The sequence below is a fragment of the Streptomyces sp. NPDC020489 genome, assembly GCF_044386545.1.
Classification (GTDB): domain Bacteria; phylum Actinomycetota; class Actinomycetes; order Streptomycetales; family Streptomycetaceae; genus Streptomyces.
This window is the reverse complement of sequence record NZ_JBIRUZ010000004.1, coordinates 1-16,990: the sequence shown is the minus strand read 5'-3', so window position 1 is coordinate 16,990 and position 16,990 is coordinate 1. Positions and strand designations below refer to the sequence as shown.

Annotated in this window: 15 protein-coding genes, 1 tRNA gene and 1 pseudogene; 4 read left to right on the top strand and 13 right to left on the bottom strand. The window is 70.9% G+C overall.

Features of this window, described 5'->3' with window-relative positions; translation table 11 throughout:
* Positions 1 to 98 precede the first annotated feature (98 nt).
* Both ACH41F_RS10515 and ACH41F_RS10510 read right to left on the bottom strand, forming a co-directional pair.
* Positions 99 to 186, bottom strand: a tRNA-Leu gene (locus ACH41F_RS10515).
* A 159-nt stretch (positions 187 to 345) separates the two neighbouring features.
* Positions 346 to 597 (bottom strand): MarR family winged helix-turn-helix transcriptional regulator, encoded by a 252-nt coding sequence (locus tag ACH41F_RS10510; RefSeq protein ID WP_398834313.1) that lies wholly within the window; start codon positions 595 to 597, stop codon positions 346 to 348.
* On the opposite strand from ACH41F_RS10510, the gene ACH41F_RS10505 reads away from it, so the two are divergent.
* Positions 584 to 784: a hypothetical protein gene (locus ACH41F_RS10505; protein WP_398834311.1), complete on the top strand. Its 201-nt coding sequence runs from the start codon at positions 584 to 586 to the stop codon at positions 782 to 784. The two genes, ACH41F_RS10510 and ACH41F_RS10505, sit on opposite strands and share 14 nt — an antisense overlap.
* A gap of 117 nt (positions 785 to 901) precedes the next feature.
* On the opposite strand, the gene ACH41F_RS10500 is transcribed toward ACH41F_RS10505, so the two are convergent.
* A complete protein-coding gene (locus ACH41F_RS10500; protein ID WP_391235589.1) occupies positions 902 to 1,579 on the bottom strand; it encodes an FCD domain-containing protein in 678 nt (225 codons plus the stop codon).
* A 477-nt stretch (positions 1,580 to 2,056) separates the two neighbouring features.
* Between ACH41F_RS10500 and ACH41F_RS10495 the strand changes: the two genes are divergently transcribed.
* A complete protein-coding gene (locus tag ACH41F_RS10495) occupies positions 2,057 to 2,482 on the top strand; it encodes a PAS domain S-box protein (protein ID WP_391235591.1) in 426 nt (141 codons plus the stop codon).
* 62 nt (positions 2,483 to 2,544) lie between these two features.
* Here the strand turns inward: ACH41F_RS10495 and frc are convergent, their stop codons facing one another.
* Together frc and oxc are read right to left on the bottom strand one after the other, a co-directional pair.
* On the bottom strand, positions 2,545 to 3,801 hold the full coding sequence (gene frc, locus ACH41F_RS10490; protein ID WP_391235594.1) for a formyl-CoA transferase: 1,257 nt from the start codon (positions 3,799 to 3,801) through the stop codon (positions 2,545 to 2,547).
* 60 nt (positions 3,802 to 3,861) lie between these two features.
* Entirely contained in the window at positions 3,862 to 5,610 is a 1,749-nt protein-coding gene (gene oxc / locus ACH41F_RS10485) for an oxalyl-CoA decarboxylase (RefSeq protein ID WP_398834307.1), read from the bottom strand.
* A gap of 257 nt (positions 5,611 to 5,867) precedes the next feature.
* Between oxc and ACH41F_RS10480 the strand changes: the two genes are divergently transcribed.
* The gene (locus tag ACH41F_RS10480; protein ID WP_398834305.1) at positions 5,868 to 7,478 is read left to right on the top strand and encodes a FadD7 family fatty acid--CoA ligase; all 1,611 of its coding nucleotides are present in this window, start codon (positions 5,868 to 5,870) and stop codon (positions 7,476 to 7,478) included.
* Between the two features lie 406 nt (positions 7,479 to 7,884).
* Here the strand turns inward: ACH41F_RS10480 and ACH41F_RS10475 are convergent, their stop codons facing one another.
* The 5 genes from ACH41F_RS10475 to ACH41F_RS10455 form a co-directional block, all read right to left on the bottom strand.
* Positions 7,885 to 8,817, bottom strand: a complete 933-nt coding sequence (locus ACH41F_RS10475; protein WP_398834304.1) for a LysR family transcriptional regulator — start codon at positions 8,815 to 8,817, stop codon at positions 7,885 to 7,887.
* 116 nt (positions 8,818 to 8,933) lie between these two features.
* A complete protein-coding gene (locus ACH41F_RS10470) occupies positions 8,934 to 9,146 on the bottom strand; it encodes a formate dehydrogenase subunit delta (RefSeq protein WP_391235605.1) in 213 nt (70 codons plus the stop codon).
* A gap of 1 nt (position 9,147) precedes the next feature.
* Positions 9,148 to 11,964 (bottom strand): formate dehydrogenase subunit alpha, encoded by a 2,817-nt coding sequence (gene fdhF, locus ACH41F_RS10465; protein ID WP_398834301.1) that lies wholly within the window; start codon positions 11,962 to 11,964, stop codon positions 9,148 to 9,150.
* The gene (locus ACH41F_RS10460; protein WP_391235611.1) at positions 11,961 to 13,592 is read right to left on the bottom strand and encodes an NADH-ubiquinone oxidoreductase-F iron-sulfur binding region domain-containing protein; all 1,632 of its coding nucleotides are present in this window, start codon (positions 13,590 to 13,592) and stop codon (positions 11,961 to 11,963) included. Before ACH41F_RS10460 ends, fdhF begins: the two co-directional genes overlap by 4 nt.
* A 2-nt stretch (positions 13,593 to 13,594) precedes the next feature.
* Positions 13,595 to 14,068, bottom strand: a complete 474-nt coding sequence (locus ACH41F_RS10455; protein ID WP_391235614.1) for a formate dehydrogenase subunit gamma — start codon at positions 14,066 to 14,068, stop codon at positions 13,595 to 13,597.
* Positions 14,069 to 14,365: 297 nt separating this feature from the next.
* On the opposite strand from ACH41F_RS10455, the gene ACH41F_RS10450 reads away from it, so the two are divergent.
* Complete coding sequence (locus tag ACH41F_RS10450; protein WP_391235617.1) at positions 14,366 to 15,055, top strand: FCD domain-containing protein; 690 nt, start codon at positions 14,366 to 14,368, stop codon at positions 15,053 to 15,055.
* A gap of 27 nt (positions 15,056 to 15,082) precedes the next feature.
* Here ACH41F_RS10450 and ACH41F_RS10445 read toward each other — a convergent pair whose 3' ends face one another.
* From ACH41F_RS10445 to ACH41F_RS10435, 3 genes and pseudogenes are all read right to left on the bottom strand, one after another.
* Positions 15,083 to 15,904 carry an acyl-CoA dehydrogenase family protein gene (locus ACH41F_RS10445; protein ID WP_398834298.1) on the bottom strand — a complete coding sequence of 274 codons (822 nt, stop codon included), beginning with the start codon at positions 15,902 to 15,904 and terminating at the stop codon, positions 15,083 to 15,085.
* A gap of 240 nt (positions 15,905 to 16,144) precedes the next feature.
* A complete protein-coding gene (locus ACH41F_RS10440) occupies positions 16,145 to 16,681 on the bottom strand; it encodes a beta-class carbonic anhydrase (protein ID WP_398834296.1) in 537 nt (178 codons plus the stop codon).
* 104 nt (positions 16,682 to 16,785) lie between these two features.
* Positions 16,786 to 16,990 (bottom strand): annotated as a pseudogene (locus ACH41F_RS10435) (formyl-CoA transferase); the annotation flags it as partial.

Here is a 16,990-nt window from a genome sequence, read left to right as displayed (position 1 = left end):
CGCGGTGCGCAGCGAGGCCCGGCAACCCTCGCAGGACGACGAGGACGGGAGCGGGGGCGGGGGAAAGCAAGAGACCCCTGATGAACAGGGGTCTCAGCTGGTGTCCGAGGGGGGACTTGAACCCCCACGCCCGATAAAGGGCACTAGCACCTCAAGCTAGCGCGTCTGCCATTCCGCCACCCGGACTAGGTGTCTGCCGCCTGACCGGGGGTGTTCCCCGCGGCGACATGGACAACAATACCAAGCTTTCGGAGTGCCTTTCACGTGCATATCCGTGCCCCGAGCAGCGGTCCCGTGGCGCCGGGCGGTGCCCCCGCGGAAGCCTCACCTGGAGCGACGAAACGATTACGCGGGCGGGTTCCTCCGTGAGCGTTCCTCCGCGACGAGGGTCCTGAGCGCCCGTACGAGCGAGGCGGCCGTCTCCTCAACGAGGGGCGCGAGGAAGCGGCGTTCGGCACCCCGCCGCGCCTGTTCGGCCCGGCTCAGGCAGTCCTCCCCCGCGGCCGTCAGCTCGACGATGTTCTTGCGCCGATCCCACGGACTGCGACGCCGTGCGACCAGCCCCTGGTCCTCCAGGCCGTCGATGAGCGCCACCATCGTTCGTACGGTCCACACCCAGCCGTACGGCCGCCTCCACCTGCGACGGCGACGGCGCGTCGGCGAGCACCGCCAGCACCGTCAGCTCATGGCCGTCCACGCCGTGCGGCGCGAGGGCCTCGGCGGACGCCCTGGCCAGCTTGGCCCGCGCCCGCTCGAGGAGGTGGCCGAGCCGGTCCTCCGGTAGCTCGGGTCCCTCGTCGTCGGCCATGCGGCGACTGTACCCAGGGTCGATCAACTGTAAGAGCGAGAGGGAAGACGCCGTCCGGAAGCAGCCATCCCCGGCCACGCGGCCGGCCGGACCCTACTTCTCCCGCTCGTGGTACATCTTCCGCGTGTGTTCCGTGTGCGCCCGCATCACCGCCGTGGCACGCTCCTCGTCACGGTCGGCGATCGCCGCGATCAGCTCGCGGTGCTCGATCCAGGACTGGCGTCCGCGCTGCCGCGCCACCGGCGTGTAGTACCAGCGCACACGCCGGTCGACCTGTGCCGCCAGCTCGGCGAGGACGGCGTTGCCCGCGAGTTCCATGATCTTCGCGTGCAGTCGGGCGTTCATGGCGACGGCGGCGTCCACGTCGTCGGCGGCGACCGCACTCTCGCCCTGCGCGCACAGCTCCTCCAGTACGCCGATGGCCTCCTTGCCCGCATTGGCCGCGGCGAGGCGGGCGGCCTCCGCCTCCAACAAGGTCCGCACCGTGAGGAGTTGGTCGGCCTCCTCCTCCGTCGGCTCATGCACGAACGCGCCCTGCGCCGGCCGGAGATCCACCCACCCCTCGGTGTTCAACCGCTGCAACGCCTCCCGCACCGGCTGCCGCGACACCCCCAGATGGCCCGCCAGTTCACTCTCCACCAGATGCTGACCCGGCTGCAGCGCACGCGTCGTGATCAACTCCAGCAGCGCCTCGTACACACGATCACGCAACGGACCGGGCCGTTCGAGCTTGGGCACCGCACCCTGCGGCAGTCCTGGCGTCGACAACATCACGGACCCTCCTCGGCAGCGTCATCGCTGTATGCGAGAGCAGAGGCAAGTATGGATTGTCTTTCGCCTACAGTCTACGGCGCACAAACGCCTGAACACCCGGGTGGGGGCGGCCCCCTCGGAAACGCCGGGTGCCGTTCGGGGGCCGGTCCAAACCCTTGCTGGCGGCAGGCTCATCCTGTAGACAATATTTCGTCGACAGACTTCCCCGCCCCTGACCTACGGGCGACACCTCCATGAACGTGCACGCGGGAGCGGACCGCACCACCCTGCGGGGCGCGGCTGACCGGCCCCCCGCTGCACGACGGCGGGACCTCTACCGGCGGGGAGCGCCCCCTGCGCCGGGGAGGTCCCGCCTCAGTCTTCTCTCAGAACCCCGGATTGCAGCCGTCCAGCCTGGAATGCTGTATACGATCGCCGGTATACTGTCGCCCAGTTCATTCGCGCAGCATCCAACGGCCCCGTTTCGGAGGCGACATGGAAGACCTGAATCCCGACGTGGTGCTGGCCATGGCCGACCAGGCGCCCGACGCCATCGTGATCGTCGACGGTGAAGGGCTGATCCGCTACTGGAACCGGGGCGCGGAACGCGTCTTCGGGTTCCCGGCGGCCGACGTGGCCGGTCGCAGCCTGGACGTCATCATCCCCGAGCGACACCGCAAGCGGCATCAGCAAGGCTTCGAGGAAGCCATGGAGCGGGGGTACAGCAAGTACGGGGACGCCGATCTGCTGAACGTGCCCGCGCTGGCGGCGGACGGCCGCAAGCTGTCCATCGAGTTCAGCGTGGTGCTGCTGCCCGGCCCCGACGGCAGCACGTATGTCGGGGCGGTCATCCGGGATGTGACCGCGCGCCGCGAGCGGGAGCGGGAGTTGATGCGTCGGCGGGCCGAGGCTTCCGTCTGAGCAGGGGCCGGACATGCCGAAGGGGCCGTGACCACCAGGTCACGGCCCCTTCCGGTCGCCGGTCAGACGATGACGCCGCTCTCCTTCAGCCGGCCGATGGTCTCCTCGTCATAGCCGAGTTCGACCAGCACCTCGGAGCTGTGCTCGCCGAGCAGCGGGGCGCCGGTGACCTCGGGCTTGAAGGAGGAGAACTTCACCGGGCTGCCCACGGTCAGATAGGTGCCGCGCTCCTTCTGCTCGACCTCGACGATGGTGCCGCTGCGGCGCAGGTCCTCGTCGTAGGCGATCTCCTTCATGCTCATCACCGGGGCGCAGGGCACCTCCCACTCGCGCAGGATGTCGACGGCCTCGTACTTGGTCTTGTCCGCGAGCCACTTCTCGATCTCCTCGAAGATCTCGAAGATGCGCGGCTGGCGGGCGCGCGCGGTGGCGTAGTCCGGGTCGTCGGCCCACTCGGGATGGCCGATCGCCTCGGCGGTGCGCTTCCAGTTCTGTTCCTGGACGGTGAAGTAGATGTAGGCGTTCGGGTCGGTCTCCCAACCCTTGCACTTGAGCACCCAGCCGGGCTGGCCGCCGCCGCCCGCGTTGCCGCCACGGGGCACCACGTCGGTGAACTCGCCGTTGGGATACTGCGGGTACTCCTCCAGGTAACCGACGCGCTCCAGGCGCTGCTGGTCGCGCAGCTTGACGCGGCAGAGGTTGAGGACGGCGTCCTGCATGGAGACGGAGACCTTCTGGCCCCTGCCTGTCTTGGCCCGGTCGATGATCGCGGTGAGGATGCCGATCGCCAGGTGCATACCGGTGTTGGTGTCACCGAGGGCGGCGCCGGAGATGGTCGGCGGGCCGTCCCAGAAGCCGGTGGTGGAGGCCGCGCCGCCCGCGCACTGGGCGACGTTCTCGTAGACCTTGAGGTCGTTCCAGGAGGACTGGTCGTTGAAGCCCTTGACCGAGCCGAAGATCAGTCGCGGGTTGAGCTCCTGGATGCGCTCCCAGGAGAAGCCCATCCGGTCCAGGGCGCCCGGGGCGAAGTTCTCCACGAGGACGTCGGCGTCGCGGATGAGCTTCTCCAACACCTCCTTGCCCTCACTGGTCTTGGTGTTGATGGCGAGGGAGCGCTTGTTGCTGTTGAGCATCGTGAAGTACAGCGCGTCGAGGTCCTCGATGTCGCGCAGCTGACGACGCGTCACATCGCCGCCGTTGGGGCGTTCCACCTTCAGCACGTCGGCGCCGAACCAGGCGAGCATCTGCGTGCAGGCGGGACCGGCCTGGACCCCGGTGAAGTCGATCACCTTGATTCCGGCGAGCGGCTTTTCACTCATGTCTGCTTCCTTTTCCTGAACGTACGCGTACGGAAGGGGAGTTCGCGGTGCGGTTCGGGGTCACTTCTTCGCCGGCGCGATGTTGCCGACGGTGATGCCCTTGGGGTTGAGGTGCGAGATGTGGCCGCTCTCGGTGCCGGCCGAGGGGTCGATCACGCAGTCGATGAGCGCCGGTCCGCCGGAGGCGAGGGCGTCGGTGAGGGCGGCGGTGACCTCGGCGGGCGTGGTGGCCCGGTAGCCCTTGCCGCCGAACGCCTCGATGAGCAGGTCGTGCCGTGCCGCCGACATGAGGGTGGTGGGCGCGGGGGCGTCGTCGTACGGGTTGGTGTCGTCACCGCGGTAGACACCGCCGTTGTTCATGATCACCGTGACGACGGGCAGCTGGTAGCGGCAGATGGTCTCGATCTCGATGCCGCTGAACCCGAAGGCGCTGTCACCCTCGATCGCGACCACCGGCGCACCGCTCTCGACGGCGGCGGCGATGGCGTACCCCATGCCGATGCCCATGACGCCCCAGGTGCCGCTGTCGAGGCGGTGGCGGGGTACGTGCATGTCGATGACGTTGCGGGCGATGTCCAGCGCGTTGGCGCCCTCGTTGACGATGTACGTCTCCGGATGCGCGTGCACGACATCGCGTACGGCCTTCAGCGCGCCCATGAACTGCATGGGGTGCGGGTCGGCCGCCAGGCGCTCGGCCATCTTGGCGACGTTCTGCGCTGAACGGGCGCCGAGTTCGTCGCGCCAGGCCGAAGGGGCCGCGATCTGGCCGGGCTTGGTGCGTTCGGCGAACGTGTCGAGCACCGACTCGATGTCGCCGACGAGCGGGGCGGAGATGGGCTGGTTGCTGTCCATCTCCTTGGGGTCGATGTCGATCTGGATGAACCTGGCGTCGGGGTTCCAGCCCGTCTGACCGTGGCCCAGCAGCCAGTTGAGGCGGGCGCCGATGAGCATCACGACGTCGGCCTTCTTCAGCGCGAGCGAACGGGCGGTCGCGGCGGACTGCGGGTGGTCGTCGGGCAGCAGGCCCTTGGCCATCGACATCGGTACGTAGGGGATGCCGGTGGACTCGATGAACTCCCGTACCTTGGCGTCCGCCTGCGCGTAGGCGGCACCCTTGCCGAGCACCACCAGCGGGCGTTCGGCCGACGCCAGCAGCTCGATCGCGCGGTCCACGGCCTCCGGCGCCGGCAGTTGGCGCGGCGCGGGGTCGACGAGGCGGCTCAGCGTCCTGTCCCCGTCCGCCTTGGGCATGATGGCGCCGAGCACGGCCGCGGGGATGTCGAGGTAGACGCCGCCGGGGCGCCCGGAGACGGCGGTGCGCAGGGCGCGGGCGATGCCGCGGCCGATGTCCTCGATCCGGCTCACCCGGTACGCGGCCTTCACGAAGGGCTGTGCGGCGGCGAGTTGGTCCATCTCCTCGTAGTCGCCCTGCTTGAGGTCGACGAGGTGGCGCTCGCTGGAGCCGGAGATCTGGACCATGGGAAAGCAGTTGGTGGTCGCGTTCGCCAGCGCGACGAGGCCGTTGAGGAAGCCCGGCGCGGAGACGGTCAGGGCCACGCCCGGCTTCTTGTTGAGGTAGCCGGCGATGGCCGCCGCGTGTCCGGCGTTGCTCTCGTGACGGAAGCCGATGTAGCGGATGCCCTGGGCCTGGGCGAGGCGGGCCAGGTCGGTGATGGGGATGCCGACCACGCCGTAGATGGTCTCGACGTCGTTCATCTTGAGCGCGTCGACCACCAGGTGGTACCCGTCGGTGAGCTCGGTCGGAACGTCGGCTGCTGCCGCGGTCTCCAGTGGCGAGGGAGCGGTCATGGTCCGAGGTCCTCCTTGGGCAGGTCCTGCCGGAGCGGCTACTGCTCTCACCATCCGCAGCGTCTTCGTCCGCGTCCAAGACCCATCGGCGACCAGCCGATAAGCAGCATCTATCGACCGCTGGTGCGGGGCTTCGCACCTGTCTTGATAGACGCCCGCTATCGGCCGTTCGCCAGTAGGTATTGGACGCGCCCCGCAGGTCACCGCAGGCTCGCAGAGGACTGATGCATCGGGACCTGGCGCGAGGGGGTGGGGTCATGGCCGTTCCGGCCACGGCATCCGTGCGCGACGCGAACGGGTACCGGCCCCCGGCGGTCACGGGCCTCGTCGACCTCCTCGACGCCCAGGTGCGTGAACGCCCTTACGCCCGGGCCCTGGTCGTGACCGGCGAGCGGGTGCAGCTGTCCTACCGGGGCCTGTCGGCCCTGGCGGACGGGGTGGCGGCCCGGCTCGGCGGTACGGGGTTGTCGCGCGGCGACGCGATCGGCCTCGTGTCGGCCAACACGGCGGAGTTCGTCGTGGCGCTGCTCGGGGCGGCACGGGCCGGTCTGGTGGTGGCTCCGCTGGACCCGTCGCTGCCGACAACCCAACTCAGCGCTCGCGTCCGGGCGTTGGGCGCCCGCGCGGTCCTGCTGGGCCGGGTCCCTGCCGGCGCCCCCTCCCCCACCTCGGACGGCTCCACGCTGCCTGTTCCGGTGTGGCCGCTGCGCGTGGACGTCTCCCGGGCGGGGGCGGCGGCGCTCACGTTCGCGCCCGGCGCCGGTGCCGCACCCCGGGACGGCGGTGCGGCGAGCGAGTTGTCGACGCGGGACGCGCTCGTCCTGTTCACCGCCGGCACCAGCGAGCGCGCGAAGATGGTGCCGCTCACCCACGCCAACGTGGCCGCGTCCGTCCAGTCGCTGTGCGCCACCTACGAGTTGGGGCCGCGCGACGCCACGGTCGCGGTGATGCCCTTCTTCCACGGGCACGGACTCTTCGCGGCGCTGCTGGCGTCCCTCGCCGGCGGGGGCTGCGTACTGGTGCCGGAGCGGGGGCGGTTCGCGGCGGGTTCGTTCTGGGACGACATGCGTGCCGTGGGCGCCACCTGGTTCACCGCGGCCCCCGCCATCCACGAGATCCTGTTGGACCGTTCGGAGCGCGAGTACCCGGCTGCGCAGGTGCCGCCGCTGAGGTTCGTGCGCAGTGGCAGCGCGCCGCTCAACCCGGCGACACAGCGGGCGCTGGAGCGCACACTCGGGGTGCCGCTGCTGTCCGCGTACGGGATGACCGAGTCCTCGCACCAGGCGGCCAGCGAACCGCTGCCCGGTCGGGGGAAGTTGAAGCACGGCTCGGTCGGGCGCCCCACGGGGGTCGAGGTCCGGGTCGTGGGCCGGGGCGGCGGGGCGTGTCCGCCGGGCGTGGAGGGCGAGTTGTGGGTGCGCGGTCCGACCGTCGCGCGCGGCTATCTCGGGGACCGGGAGTTGACGGCGCACACGTTCGTGGACGGCTGGCTGCGCACCGGGGACCTGGGCGCCCTGGACGAGGACGGGTATCTGTCCTTGACCGGACGGATCAACAACCTCATCAACCGCGGCGGCGAGAAGATCTCGCCCGAGCACGTCGAGGACGTCCTCGCGGGCTGCCCGGGGGTCTCCGAGGCGGCCGTGTTCGCCCTGCCGGACGCGGTGTACGGGCAGCGGGTGGGCGCCGCGGTTGTGGTGCGGGAGGGTGAGAGCGTCGGGGCCGACGAGATCCTGCGGTACTGCCGGGACCGACTGGCCGCGTTCGAGGTCCCGGACCGGCTCGACATGGTCGGTTCACTGCCGTACACGGCCAAGGGGGCACTGGACCGCAAGGCGGTACAGGCACGGTTCGCGGCCGGGTCGTGAGGCTCGTCGGGCGGGCGTCGCCTGGGGGCGGGCGGACGGCTGGGGGCGCGGGGGGGGGTCGCCTGGGGGCGTGCGGGACGGGTCGCCCCCGGGTGATGGGGCCGTCCGGGTGGAGGTCGCCTCGATGTCGTGCGGGCACGCGTCGCCCCGGTCGTCCGGGCGGGCATCACCCGGCGGTCGCCCGGGCACGGAGCACCCCCGGGCGCTGAGGCCGTCCGGGTGGAGCTCGCCTGGAGGGCGTCCGGGCACGGGGCGCCTGGAGGTCACGCGGTACGGGGCACCCCGGGCCCTGAGGCCGTCCGGGCGGAGGTCGTCTGGAGGCCGTCCCGGCGGCGGCCATCTGAAGGTCGTACAGGCGCGGAGAGCCCCCGGGCCGCGGGGTCGTCCGGGCGGGTGCCGGTGCCGGTCAGCGCACGGCGTGGCCGGGTGGGAGGGGGCGGGCGAAGAAGTCGTCCAGGGAGAGGCCGGTGGCGGCGTTGACGAAGGCGCGGGCGGCGACCGAGCCGGGGGTCGCCGCGTGGATGGCCACCGAGACCTGGGCGCCGGCCTCGGGGTCGACCAGCGGCAGGGCGCGCGTGCGGCCGACGACCGGCATCGCGCGCAGCCAGGTGTGCGGGACGATGCTGGCCCACCCGCCGCCGCCCACGTGCGCGTAGAGCGCGGCGATCGAGTCCGTCTCCACCTGCGGGGTGACCACGAACCCCTTCTCCGCGAACACGGTGTCGACGACCTGCCGGATCCGCATGTCGGGTGTGAGCAGCGCGAGCGGCAGCTGGGCCGCGTCCGCCCAGGTCACGGTGGAGGACTGGGCCGCCAGGTGGTCGTCCGACACCAGCAGCATGTAGCGCTCCTGGTAGAGGGGTACGACCTGGAGGCCCTCCTGGTCGCCGGGGTCGAAGTGGGCGATGGCCACGTCGAGTTCGTAGTCGCGCAGTTGGCGGTGGAGTTCCTTGGTCGACAGCCGGGAGCGCACCTGCACCTTGGCCAGCGGATGGGCGGCGCAGAACGCGGCCACGGGCAGGGCCAGGGTGGTCGAGGCGGTGGGGTCGGTGCCGAGCCGCAGCGTCCCGGTGATGCCGGACTGCACGGCGGCCACCTCGGCCTTGAAGGCGTCCTGTTCGGCGAGGATCCGTTTGGCCCAGACGACGAGCCGCTCGCCCTCCGGGGTGAGGCCCTGGTAGTTGTGGCCGCGGTTGATGAGCGTGACGTTCAACTCCCGCTCCAGCTTGGCGATCGCCGCCGAGAGCGCGGGCTGGGAGACGTAGCAGGATTCCGCCGCCCGGGCGAAGTGGCGTTCCCTGGCCACCGCCACGAAGTACTCGAGCTGCCGGAACAGCATGACGACTCCTCTCCGCCCGGGGCCGCCGTGACCGCACCCCCCTGCACAGTTCCATACTGTATGCAGTATTTGGATATGTACAGGGGGAAGTCGTCATACTGCTCAGGCGTGGTCGGTCAGCGCGGGAGCCGTACGGCCGCCGCCACCAGCGGGTCGACCCCCTCGGCGCCGGCATCGACGAACTCCCGGAGCCGGGCGCGCATCCGCGGGTCCCAGAACCTGGCGATGTGCCCCGCGATCTCCTCGGCGGCCCGCTCCGCGGGAAGGTGGGAGAGGTTGCGGGCGATGTCGTTCGCCATCCTCAGCTCGGACGGCACGGTCGCGGTCATCTCAGTCCACCACCGTCACGAGGTCGTTCTCGGCGACGTCACCCGCGCCGCGCCGGTCCCCTCGCGCGAGACCGACCTGGACGGCGGTCACCTTGTACTCGGGGCAGTTGGTGGCCCAGTCGGAGTTCTCCGTGGTGACCACGTTGGCGCCGGTGACGGGGTGGTGGAAGGTGGTGTACACGACCCCGGTCGGCATCCGGTCGGAGATCTCCGCGCGCAGCGTCGTCTCCCCCACCCGGCTGGCCAGCGTGACCATGTCGCCGTCCTTGATGCCGCGGACCTCCGCGTCATGCGGATGCAGCTCCAGGACGTCCTCCGGGTGCCAGGCGACATTGCCGGTACGGCGGGTCTGGGCGCCGACGTTGTACTGGCTGAGGATCCGTCCGGTGGTCAGGACCAGCGGGAAGCGACGGGTGCTGCGTTCGTTCGTGGGGACGTAGGACGTGACCACGAACTTGCCCTTGCCGCGCACGAATTCGTCGACGTGCATGACGGGCGTCCCCTCGGGGGCCTGCTCGTTGCAGGGCCACTGGACGCTGCCGAGCTTGTCCAGGAGGTCGAAGGAGACCCCCGTGAACGTCGGCGTCACGGAGGCGATCTCGTCCATGATCCGGGCCGGGTGGTCGTACGCCATCGGGTACCCCATGGCGGTGGCGATCTCGCTGACGATCTGCCACTCGTGCTTGCCCGTCTTGGGTGGCATCACCGCCCGCACGCGGTTGATGCGCCGTTCGGCGTTGGTGAACGTGCCGTCCTTCTCCAGGAAGGACGCACCCGGCAGGAAGACGTGCGCGAACTTGGCCGTCTCGTTGAGGAACAGGTCCTGGACGACGACCAGTTCCATCGCCTCGAGCGCGGCGGTGACGTGCTGGAGGTTGGGGTCGGACTGGGCGATGTCCTCGCCGTGCACGAACAGACCGCGGAAGGTGCCGTCGATGGCCGCGTCGAACATGTTGGGGATGCGAAGTCCCGGCTCGGCGAGCAGGGTTCCGCCCCAGAGGTTCTCGAAGACGGTACGGACCGCGTCGTCGGAGACGTGCCGGTAGCCGGGCAGCTCGTGGGGGAAGGAGCCCATGTCGCAGGAGCCCTGGACGTTGTTCTGGCCGCGCAGCGGGTTCACGCCGACGCCGTCGCGGCCGATGTTGCCGCATGCCATCGCCAGGTTGGCCATGCCCATCACCATGGTGGAGCCCTGACTGTGCTCGGTGACGCCGAGGCCGTAGTAGATGGCCCCGTTGCGCGCGCCGGCGTACAGCCGTGCGGCGGCGCGCAGTTCGGCGGCGGGGACGCCGGTGATCTCCTCGACCGCCTCCGGGCTGTTCTCCGGGCGGGCGACGAACTCGGCCCACTCGTGGAAGCCTTCGCAGCGCTGGTCCACGAAGGCCCGGTCCACGAGGTCCTCGGTGACGACGACGTGCGCCATGGCGTTGACCACGGCGACGTTGGTGCTGGGCCGCAGCTGGAGGTGGTGGCGGGCCTCGATGTGCGGGGAGCGCACGAGGTCGATGCGGCGCGGGTCGACAACGATGAGCTCGGCGCCCTCGCGCAGCCGGCGCTTCATCCGGGACGCGAACACCGGGTGCCCGTCGGTGGGGTTGGCGCCGATCACCATGATGACGTCGGCCTCGGCGACCGAGCGGAAGTCCTGGGTGCCCGCCGACTCGCCGAAGGTCTGCTTCAGGCCGTACCCCGTCGGGGAGTGGCAGACGCGGGCGCAGGTGTCGACGTTGTTGTTGCCGAAGGCCGCGCGGACCATCTTCTGGACGACGTACACCTCTTCGTTGGTGCAGCGCGAGGAGGTGATCGCGCCGACCGAGCCCTTGCCGTACCGGTCCTGCAACTCGCGCATCCGCCGGGCGACGGTGCCGATCGCCTCGTCCCACTCGACCTCCCGCCAGGGGTCGGTGATCCGTTCGCGGACCATGGGCCTGAGCCGGCGGTCGGGGTGGGTGGCGTAGCCGAAGGCGAAGCGGCCCTTCACACAGGAGTGGCCCTCGTTCGCTCCGCCGTCCTTGTGCGGCACCATGCGCACGAGTTCGTCGCCGCGCAGTTCGGCCTTGAAGGAGCAACCGACCCCGCAGTACGCGCAGGTGGTGACGACGGACCGGGTGGGCATGCCGAGTTCGACGACCGAGCGCTCCTGGAGCGTGGAGGTGGGACAGGCCTGGACGCAGGCGCCGCAGGAGACGCACTCGGAGTCCATGAAGGTCTCCCCCGCACCCGGCGAGACCTTGGAGTCGAAGCCTCGCCCCTCGATGGTGAGCGCGAAGGTGCCCTGGACCTCACCGCAGGCGCGCACGCAGCGGGAGCAGGCGATGCACTTGGCCGGGTCGAAGTCGAAGTAGGGGTTGGAGGTGTCCTTCTCGGCGTCGAGGTGGTTGGCGCCCTCGTAGCCGTAGCGGACCTGCCTCAGGCCCACCACCCCGGCCATGTCCTGGAGTTCGCAGTCACCGTTGGCCGGGCAGGTCAGGCAGTCCAGGGGGTGGTCGGAGATGTAGAGCTCCATGACGCCCTGGCGGAGCTTCTCCACCTTGGGCGTCTGCGTGCTCACCCTCATCCCGTCGGTGCACGGGGTGGTGCAGGAGGCCGGGGTGCCGCGGCGGCCGTCGATCTCCACCACGCACAACCGGCAGGACCCGAAGGCCTCCAGGCTGTCGGTGGCACACAACTTGGGTATGTCGACGCCCGCCTGGGCCGCCGCGCGCAGCACGGAGGTGCCCTCGGGGACGGTCACCGGCAGCCCGTCGACCTCCACCGACACCGTGGCAGGGCCGGGCCTCTCGGGGGTTCCGAAGTCGGGTTCCTTCAGGAGTGTCATGCCGTGCCCTCCGTCGTCGGGCCAGTCGCCTGTACGGGTTGGATGTCCAGGAGCCGGCGACCGCCGAGGAAGTCGTCGGGGAAGTGGGCGAGAGCGCTGCGCACGGGCATCGGGGTGAGCCCGCCCATCGCGCACAGGGAGCCGTCGGTCATCAGGTCGCACAGGTCCTCGAGCAGGGCGAGGTTCTCCTCCCGGTGCGTACCGGCGACGATTTTGTCGATCACCTCGACGCCGCGCACCGAACCCACCCTGCACGGCGTGCACTTGCCGCAGGACTCCGCCGCGCAGAACTCCATCGCGAAGCGGGCCTGCGCCGCCATGTCGACGGTGTCGTCGAAGACCACGATCCCGCCGTGCCCGAGCATCGCCCCGGCCTCGGCGAACGCCTCGTAGTCCATCGGCAGGTCGAACTGCGACTCCGGCAGGTACGCCCCCAGCGGGCCGCCGACCTGCGCGGTGCGCACCGGACGCCCGGTGCGGGTGCCGCCGCCGTACTCCTCGATCAGCTCGCGCAGGGTGATGCCGAAGGCGGTCTCGACGATGCCGCCGCGGGCGATGTTGCCGCCGAGTTGGAAGACCTGGGTGCCGCGGGAGCGGCCCACGCCGAGGTCCTGGTACGCCTTGGCGCCGTTCGCGAGGACGGTCGGCACGGTGGTGAGGGTCAGGACGTTGTTGACGACGGTCGGTCTGCCGAACAGCCCCTCGATCGCCGGGATCGGCGGCTTCGCGCGGACCATGCCGCGTTTGCCCTCCAGGCTCTCCAGCATGGAGGTCTCCTCGCCGCAGATGTACGCGCCCGCGCCGACCCGCACATGCAGGTCGAAGTCGAGCGCGGAGCCGAGGATGTTCCGGCCCAACCAGCCCTGTTCCCGGGCGAGTTCGATCGCCTCGCGCAGGGTGGCGATCGCGGCCGGGTACTCGGAGCGGATGTAGACGTACCCCTCGCTCGCGCCGACGGCGTGGGCCGCGATGGTCATGCCCTCGATGAGCAGGAACGGGTCGCCCTCCATGACCATCCGGTCCGCGAAGGTCCCGCTGTCGCCCTCGTCGGCGTTGCAGCAGACGAACTTCAGCTCGTCAGCGCAGTCCAGTACGGTCTTCCACTTGATGCCGGCCGGGAACCCCGCGCCGCCGCGGCCCCGCAGCCCGGACTCCGTGACCTCGGCGACCACGTCCGCCGGGTCGAGGGCGAGGGCCGCGCGCAGTCCGGCGAGGCCGCCGTGTTCGACGTAGTCTCGTGGGGACAGGGGGTCGGTAATGCCGACCCGTTCGAAGGTGACGCGGTTCTGGCGGGCCAGCCACGGCAGTTCGTCCACGAGCCCGAGACGCAGCGGGTGTGCGGCGCCGTCGAGGAGGCCGGCGGCCAGAAGCCCGTCGACGTCCTCGGGGGCCACCGGTCCGTAGCCGACGCGGCCCTGCGGGGTGACCACTTCGACCAACGGCTCCAGCCAGAGCATGCCGCGCGATCCGTTGCGCACGACGTCGATGGCGAAGTCCCCGCGCGTGGCGGCCCGTTGGAGGGCACCGGCCACCTCGTCGGCGCCGACGGATCGGGCCGCGGAGTCGCGCGGGACGTAGACCGTCGCCGCGTCGGGTGAAGAGGGGCCGTGCGCAGCGGAGTTGTCCATGATCAGACCGTCCCGTCGAGGATCGAGCCCAGCCGGGCGGGACTCACCCGTCCGTACAGCCGTCCGTCGGCTTCCACCGCCGGCCCCAGGGCGCAGTTGCCCAGGCAGAAGACCTGCTCGACGGTGACCGCCCCGTCGGCGGACGTCTCCCCCAGGGTCAGTCCGGCCTCGCGTGTATAGCTCACCAGGCGGTCGGCGCCCAGCGCCTGGCAGGCCTCGGCGCGGCAGATGCGCACCGTGGTACGGCCCGCGGGCTCGCGGCGGAAGTCGTGGTAGAAGGTCACCACGCCGTGGACGTCCGCCCGGGAGAGGTTGAGCTCGTCGGCGAGCACCGGTACGGCTTCCTGGGGCACGTGGCCCAACTCGGCCTGCACGGCGTGGAGTACGGGCAGCAGCGCGCCGCGCTGACCCTGGTGATCGGCCACCACCCTCCGGACCACGCTCTCGACCGTCACATCGCTCCCGCTGGTCGTCATGATCGCTTCGCCTTCCGTCACACGGGTCCCCGGCGAGGGTTGCAGGAGACTGAGACAATACCCCATACAGGCTTCTGTATACAGACGACCGTCGCAAGGATGCGTGCACCGATCCGCACAGCGGCCCGCGCCCCGAGGGACCTCGGGTCCCGCCGGAAGGGCTGCCACCCGCCCCTCGCGGTCGACAGGCGACGCCATGTTGCATACCAAAACCTGTATGCTCAGGCCGCCGTCGGCAACCCTCTCGGCGGCTACCACTTGGCACAGCCGTCGACCCGGCGGCAGAACGGGACAACCATGCGCGAGGCACTCACGGCCGCAGCGTCCCGGCGCGTCGCCCGTCCGGCACCACTGCGCCAGGCCGTGTACGACGCCCTGACCGAGCTGATCGTCAACGGCTCCCTCAAGCCCGGCCAGCACCTGGTCGAGGCCGAGCTGGCCGAGCACCTCGGGGTCAGCCGGCAGCCGGTCCGGGAGGCGCTCCAGCGGTTGCAGACCGCGGGCTGGGTCGACCTGCGCCCCGCCCAGGGAGCCTTCGTGCACTCCCCCACCGAGGAGGAGGCGGCCCAACTCCTCGGCGTCCGCTCGGTGCTGGAGACCTACTCGGCCCAGCTCGCCGCCCAAAACGCACGGCCCGAGGACGTCGAGCGCCTCTGGGAGTTGCAGCAGGACGGCGTCGACGCGCTCGCCGAGGGCGACGTCGATCGTCTCGTCGCGGCCAACACCGCTCTGCACTCCTTCGTCACCTCCCTGGCCGCCAACGACGTCCTGGCCGAACTGCTCGCGCAGGTGGGCCAGAAGGTGCGCTGGTACTACACGCCCATCGCCAAACCCCGGGGCAAGGCGGCCTGGAACGAGCACACCCAGCTCATCAAGGCCATCGCCAAGGGTGACGCGGACCGCGCGGGCGAGGTCATGCGTAAGCACACCGAGCGCACGACCGACTTCTACCGCCGGCAGACCGGCCCCGAATCGAACCGGGACTGAACCGGTCGGCCGTCCCCGGGCGGGAGTTCAGGACGGGGCGAGGGAGCCCGCCGCCAGCGGCGGTACCGTGGCATCGGGGTCGCCGGGCACGCGAGGAACGCCGGCCCCGGTGAGGCCGAGCCCCTCCGCGCCTGCGGCAGCCCGCAGTTCCAGCAGCCAGGGCAGAACCGTGCGCAGCACGATGTCGAGTCCGCCCCCGTCCTCGCCGAGCATCGCGTCGGCGGGGATCAGCGCCGGATCGGCGAGCACGGTGGACGTCGCGCTGCCGGACGGCCCCCCGGCATCCGGCCGGGCCGGTACGAACAGGTCCGGGGCGTGCGCCGGCACCCCCCACAGGCTCAGCCCGTCCGGGACGCCCAGCGGCCGGGAGGACCAGACATAGCTGTCCGCCTCCCCCGCCGCGACCACCCGGTGCTTGCGCCCGCGCAGCGCGACCACTCCACCGGAGCGGACCACCGCGCAGTGCGACACGAGCAGTTGACCCTCCTCGTAGGGGCCGCCGGTGTCGTCCTCGGCGAGGGCGAGGCTGCTGAGATGGCGTCCGGCGGCGATCTCGGCGCGCACCCAGGGGCTGCCGTACGCCTCGATGACGGCGACCGCCGTGTAGTGCGCCTGGAGGACGGCGGCCGTGGCCGGGCAGATCCGCGCGGTCCGTGCCACCACCTCGGCTGCTTCCGGCAGCCCGAGGCCGGTGCCGCCGAACTCGTTGGAGACAGTGAGCCCCAGCAGTCCGGTGGCCCCGAGGGCCGTCACGGCGCCCCGGGGGAACCGGCCCTCTGCGGCGGTCAGTTCGGCACAGGGTGCGACGGCGTGGGTCAGGACTTCTGCGAGAGCGGTGCGGTACGACACGGAGAGACCCCCTCGGGAGCTGTGTCCGGTCCGCTGTCAGGCGGCGACGTTGATTGCATACAGTATTCTGCATGCCTTGTTGGTTCGGCACCAGAGGGTGGGCGGCGGCAGTTTCCGGGACTTCGGCTGCGCGGCACGCAGGCCGTAAGCGCCACGGAGGTCGCGAGCAGCTCGGACGCCGTACGCGACTCGGACGCCGTAAGCGACTCGGACCCCGTGAGCGGCTATGTACGGTCGGGCTCAGGGCCGTGGGTCCGTCTCCCGCAGCAGCCCCGTGGTCACGTCGAAGACGAAGCCGCGCACGTCGTCGGTGTGCAGCAGGAACGGGTTGGTGCGCACCCGCTGCATGGACTGCCGTACGTCCTGGTCGACGTCCCGGAAGGACTCCACGGCCCAGGCCGGGCGCTGGCCGACCTCCATCTCCAGGTCGGTGCGGAAGTCCTCGGTCAGCGTCTGAAGACCGCAGCCGGTGTGGTGGATGAGGACGACGCTGTGGGTGCCCAGGGCGCGCTGACTGATCGTCAGGGAGCGGATGGTGTCGTCGGTGACCACACCGCCGGCATTGCGGATGGTGTGGCAGTCGCCAAGGTGCAGACCGAGCGCGGCGTGCAGATCGATGCGGGCGTCCATGCAGGCCACGACGGCCACACCGAGCACAGGTCGGGAATCCATGCCCGGGTCCACGAACCCGGCGGCGTAGCTGTGGTTGGCGTCCACGAGCCGGTCGATGACGGTGTCACGGGCGGTCGTGGCGGTGCGGGGTGCGTGTGTCGACATGCGGGGCTGCCTCTCTGGTTCAGGGTGCTCACGGACGCCGTCCCGGGCAGCACTCGCGGCGGCCCCGGAACAGGGTGGAAGCGGCGACGCGGGCCGCCGTCGGCTCAGATCACGCCCTGCGCCTTGAGAAGCGACACCTCTGCTTCGTCCAGGCCGAGTTCGGTGGTGAGGATGTCGTGGGTGTGTTGGCCCAGGAGGGGGGCGGGGGTGATGTGGGTGGGGGAGTCGGAGAGTTTGAGGGGGTTGCCGACGGTGGTGAAGGTGCCACGCCCGGGCTGGTCGACCTCGACGATCATCCCGTTCGCGGCG

Bases quoted from the DNA above. Each gene is read 5' to 3' on its own strand.
- ACH41F_RS10475 (WP_398834304.1), bottom strand. From the start codon at position 8,817: ATGCTGTTCCGGCAGCTCGAGTACTTCGTGGCGGTGGCCAGGGAACGC.
- frc (WP_391235594.1), bottom strand. From the start codon at position 3,801: ATGAGTGAAAAGCCGCTCGCCGGAATCAAGGTGATCGACTTCACCGGG.
- ACH41F_RS10480 (WP_398834305.1), top strand. From the start codon at position 5,868: ATGGCCGTTCCGGCCACGGCATCCGTGCGCGACGCGAACGGGTACCGG.
- ACH41F_RS10455 (WP_391235614.1), bottom strand. From the start codon at position 14,068: ATGACGACCAGCGGGAGCGATGTGACGGTCGAGAGCGTGGTCCGGAGG.
- ACH41F_RS10500 (WP_391235589.1), bottom strand. From the start codon at position 1,579: ATGTTGTCGACGCCAGGACTGCCGCAGGGTGCGGTGCCCAAGCTCGAA.
- ACH41F_RS10440 (WP_398834296.1), bottom strand. From the start codon at position 16,681: ATGTCGACACACGCACCCCGCACCGCCACGACCGCCCGTGACACCGTC.
- ACH41F_RS10510 (WP_398834313.1), bottom strand. From the start codon at position 597: ATGGTGGCGCTCATCGACGGCCTGGAGGACCAGGGGCTGGTCGCACGG.
- ACH41F_RS10495 (WP_391235591.1), top strand. From the start codon at position 2,057: ATGGAAGACCTGAATCCCGACGTGGTGCTGGCCATGGCCGACCAGGCG.
- ACH41F_RS10470 (WP_391235605.1), bottom strand. From the start codon at position 9,146: ATGACCGCGACCGTGCCGTCCGAGCTGAGGATGGCGAACGACATCGCC.
- ACH41F_RS10505 (WP_398834311.1), top strand. From the start codon at position 584: ATGAGCGCCACCATCGTTCGTACGGTCCACACCCAGCCGTACGGCCGC.
- fdhF (WP_398834301.1), bottom strand. From the start codon at position 11,964: ATGACACTCCTGAAGGAACCCGACTTCGGAACCCCCGAGAGGCCCGGC.
- ACH41F_RS10450 (WP_391235617.1), top strand. From the start codon at position 14,366: ATGCGCGAGGCACTCACGGCCGCAGCGTCCCGGCGCGTCGCCCGTCCG.
- ACH41F_RS10460 (WP_391235611.1), bottom strand. From the start codon at position 13,592: ATGGACAACTCCGCTGCGCACGGCCCCTCTTCACCCGACGCGGCGACG.
- oxc (WP_398834307.1), bottom strand. From the start codon at position 5,610: ATGACCGCTCCCTCGCCACTGGAGACCGCGGCAGCAGCCGACGTTCCG.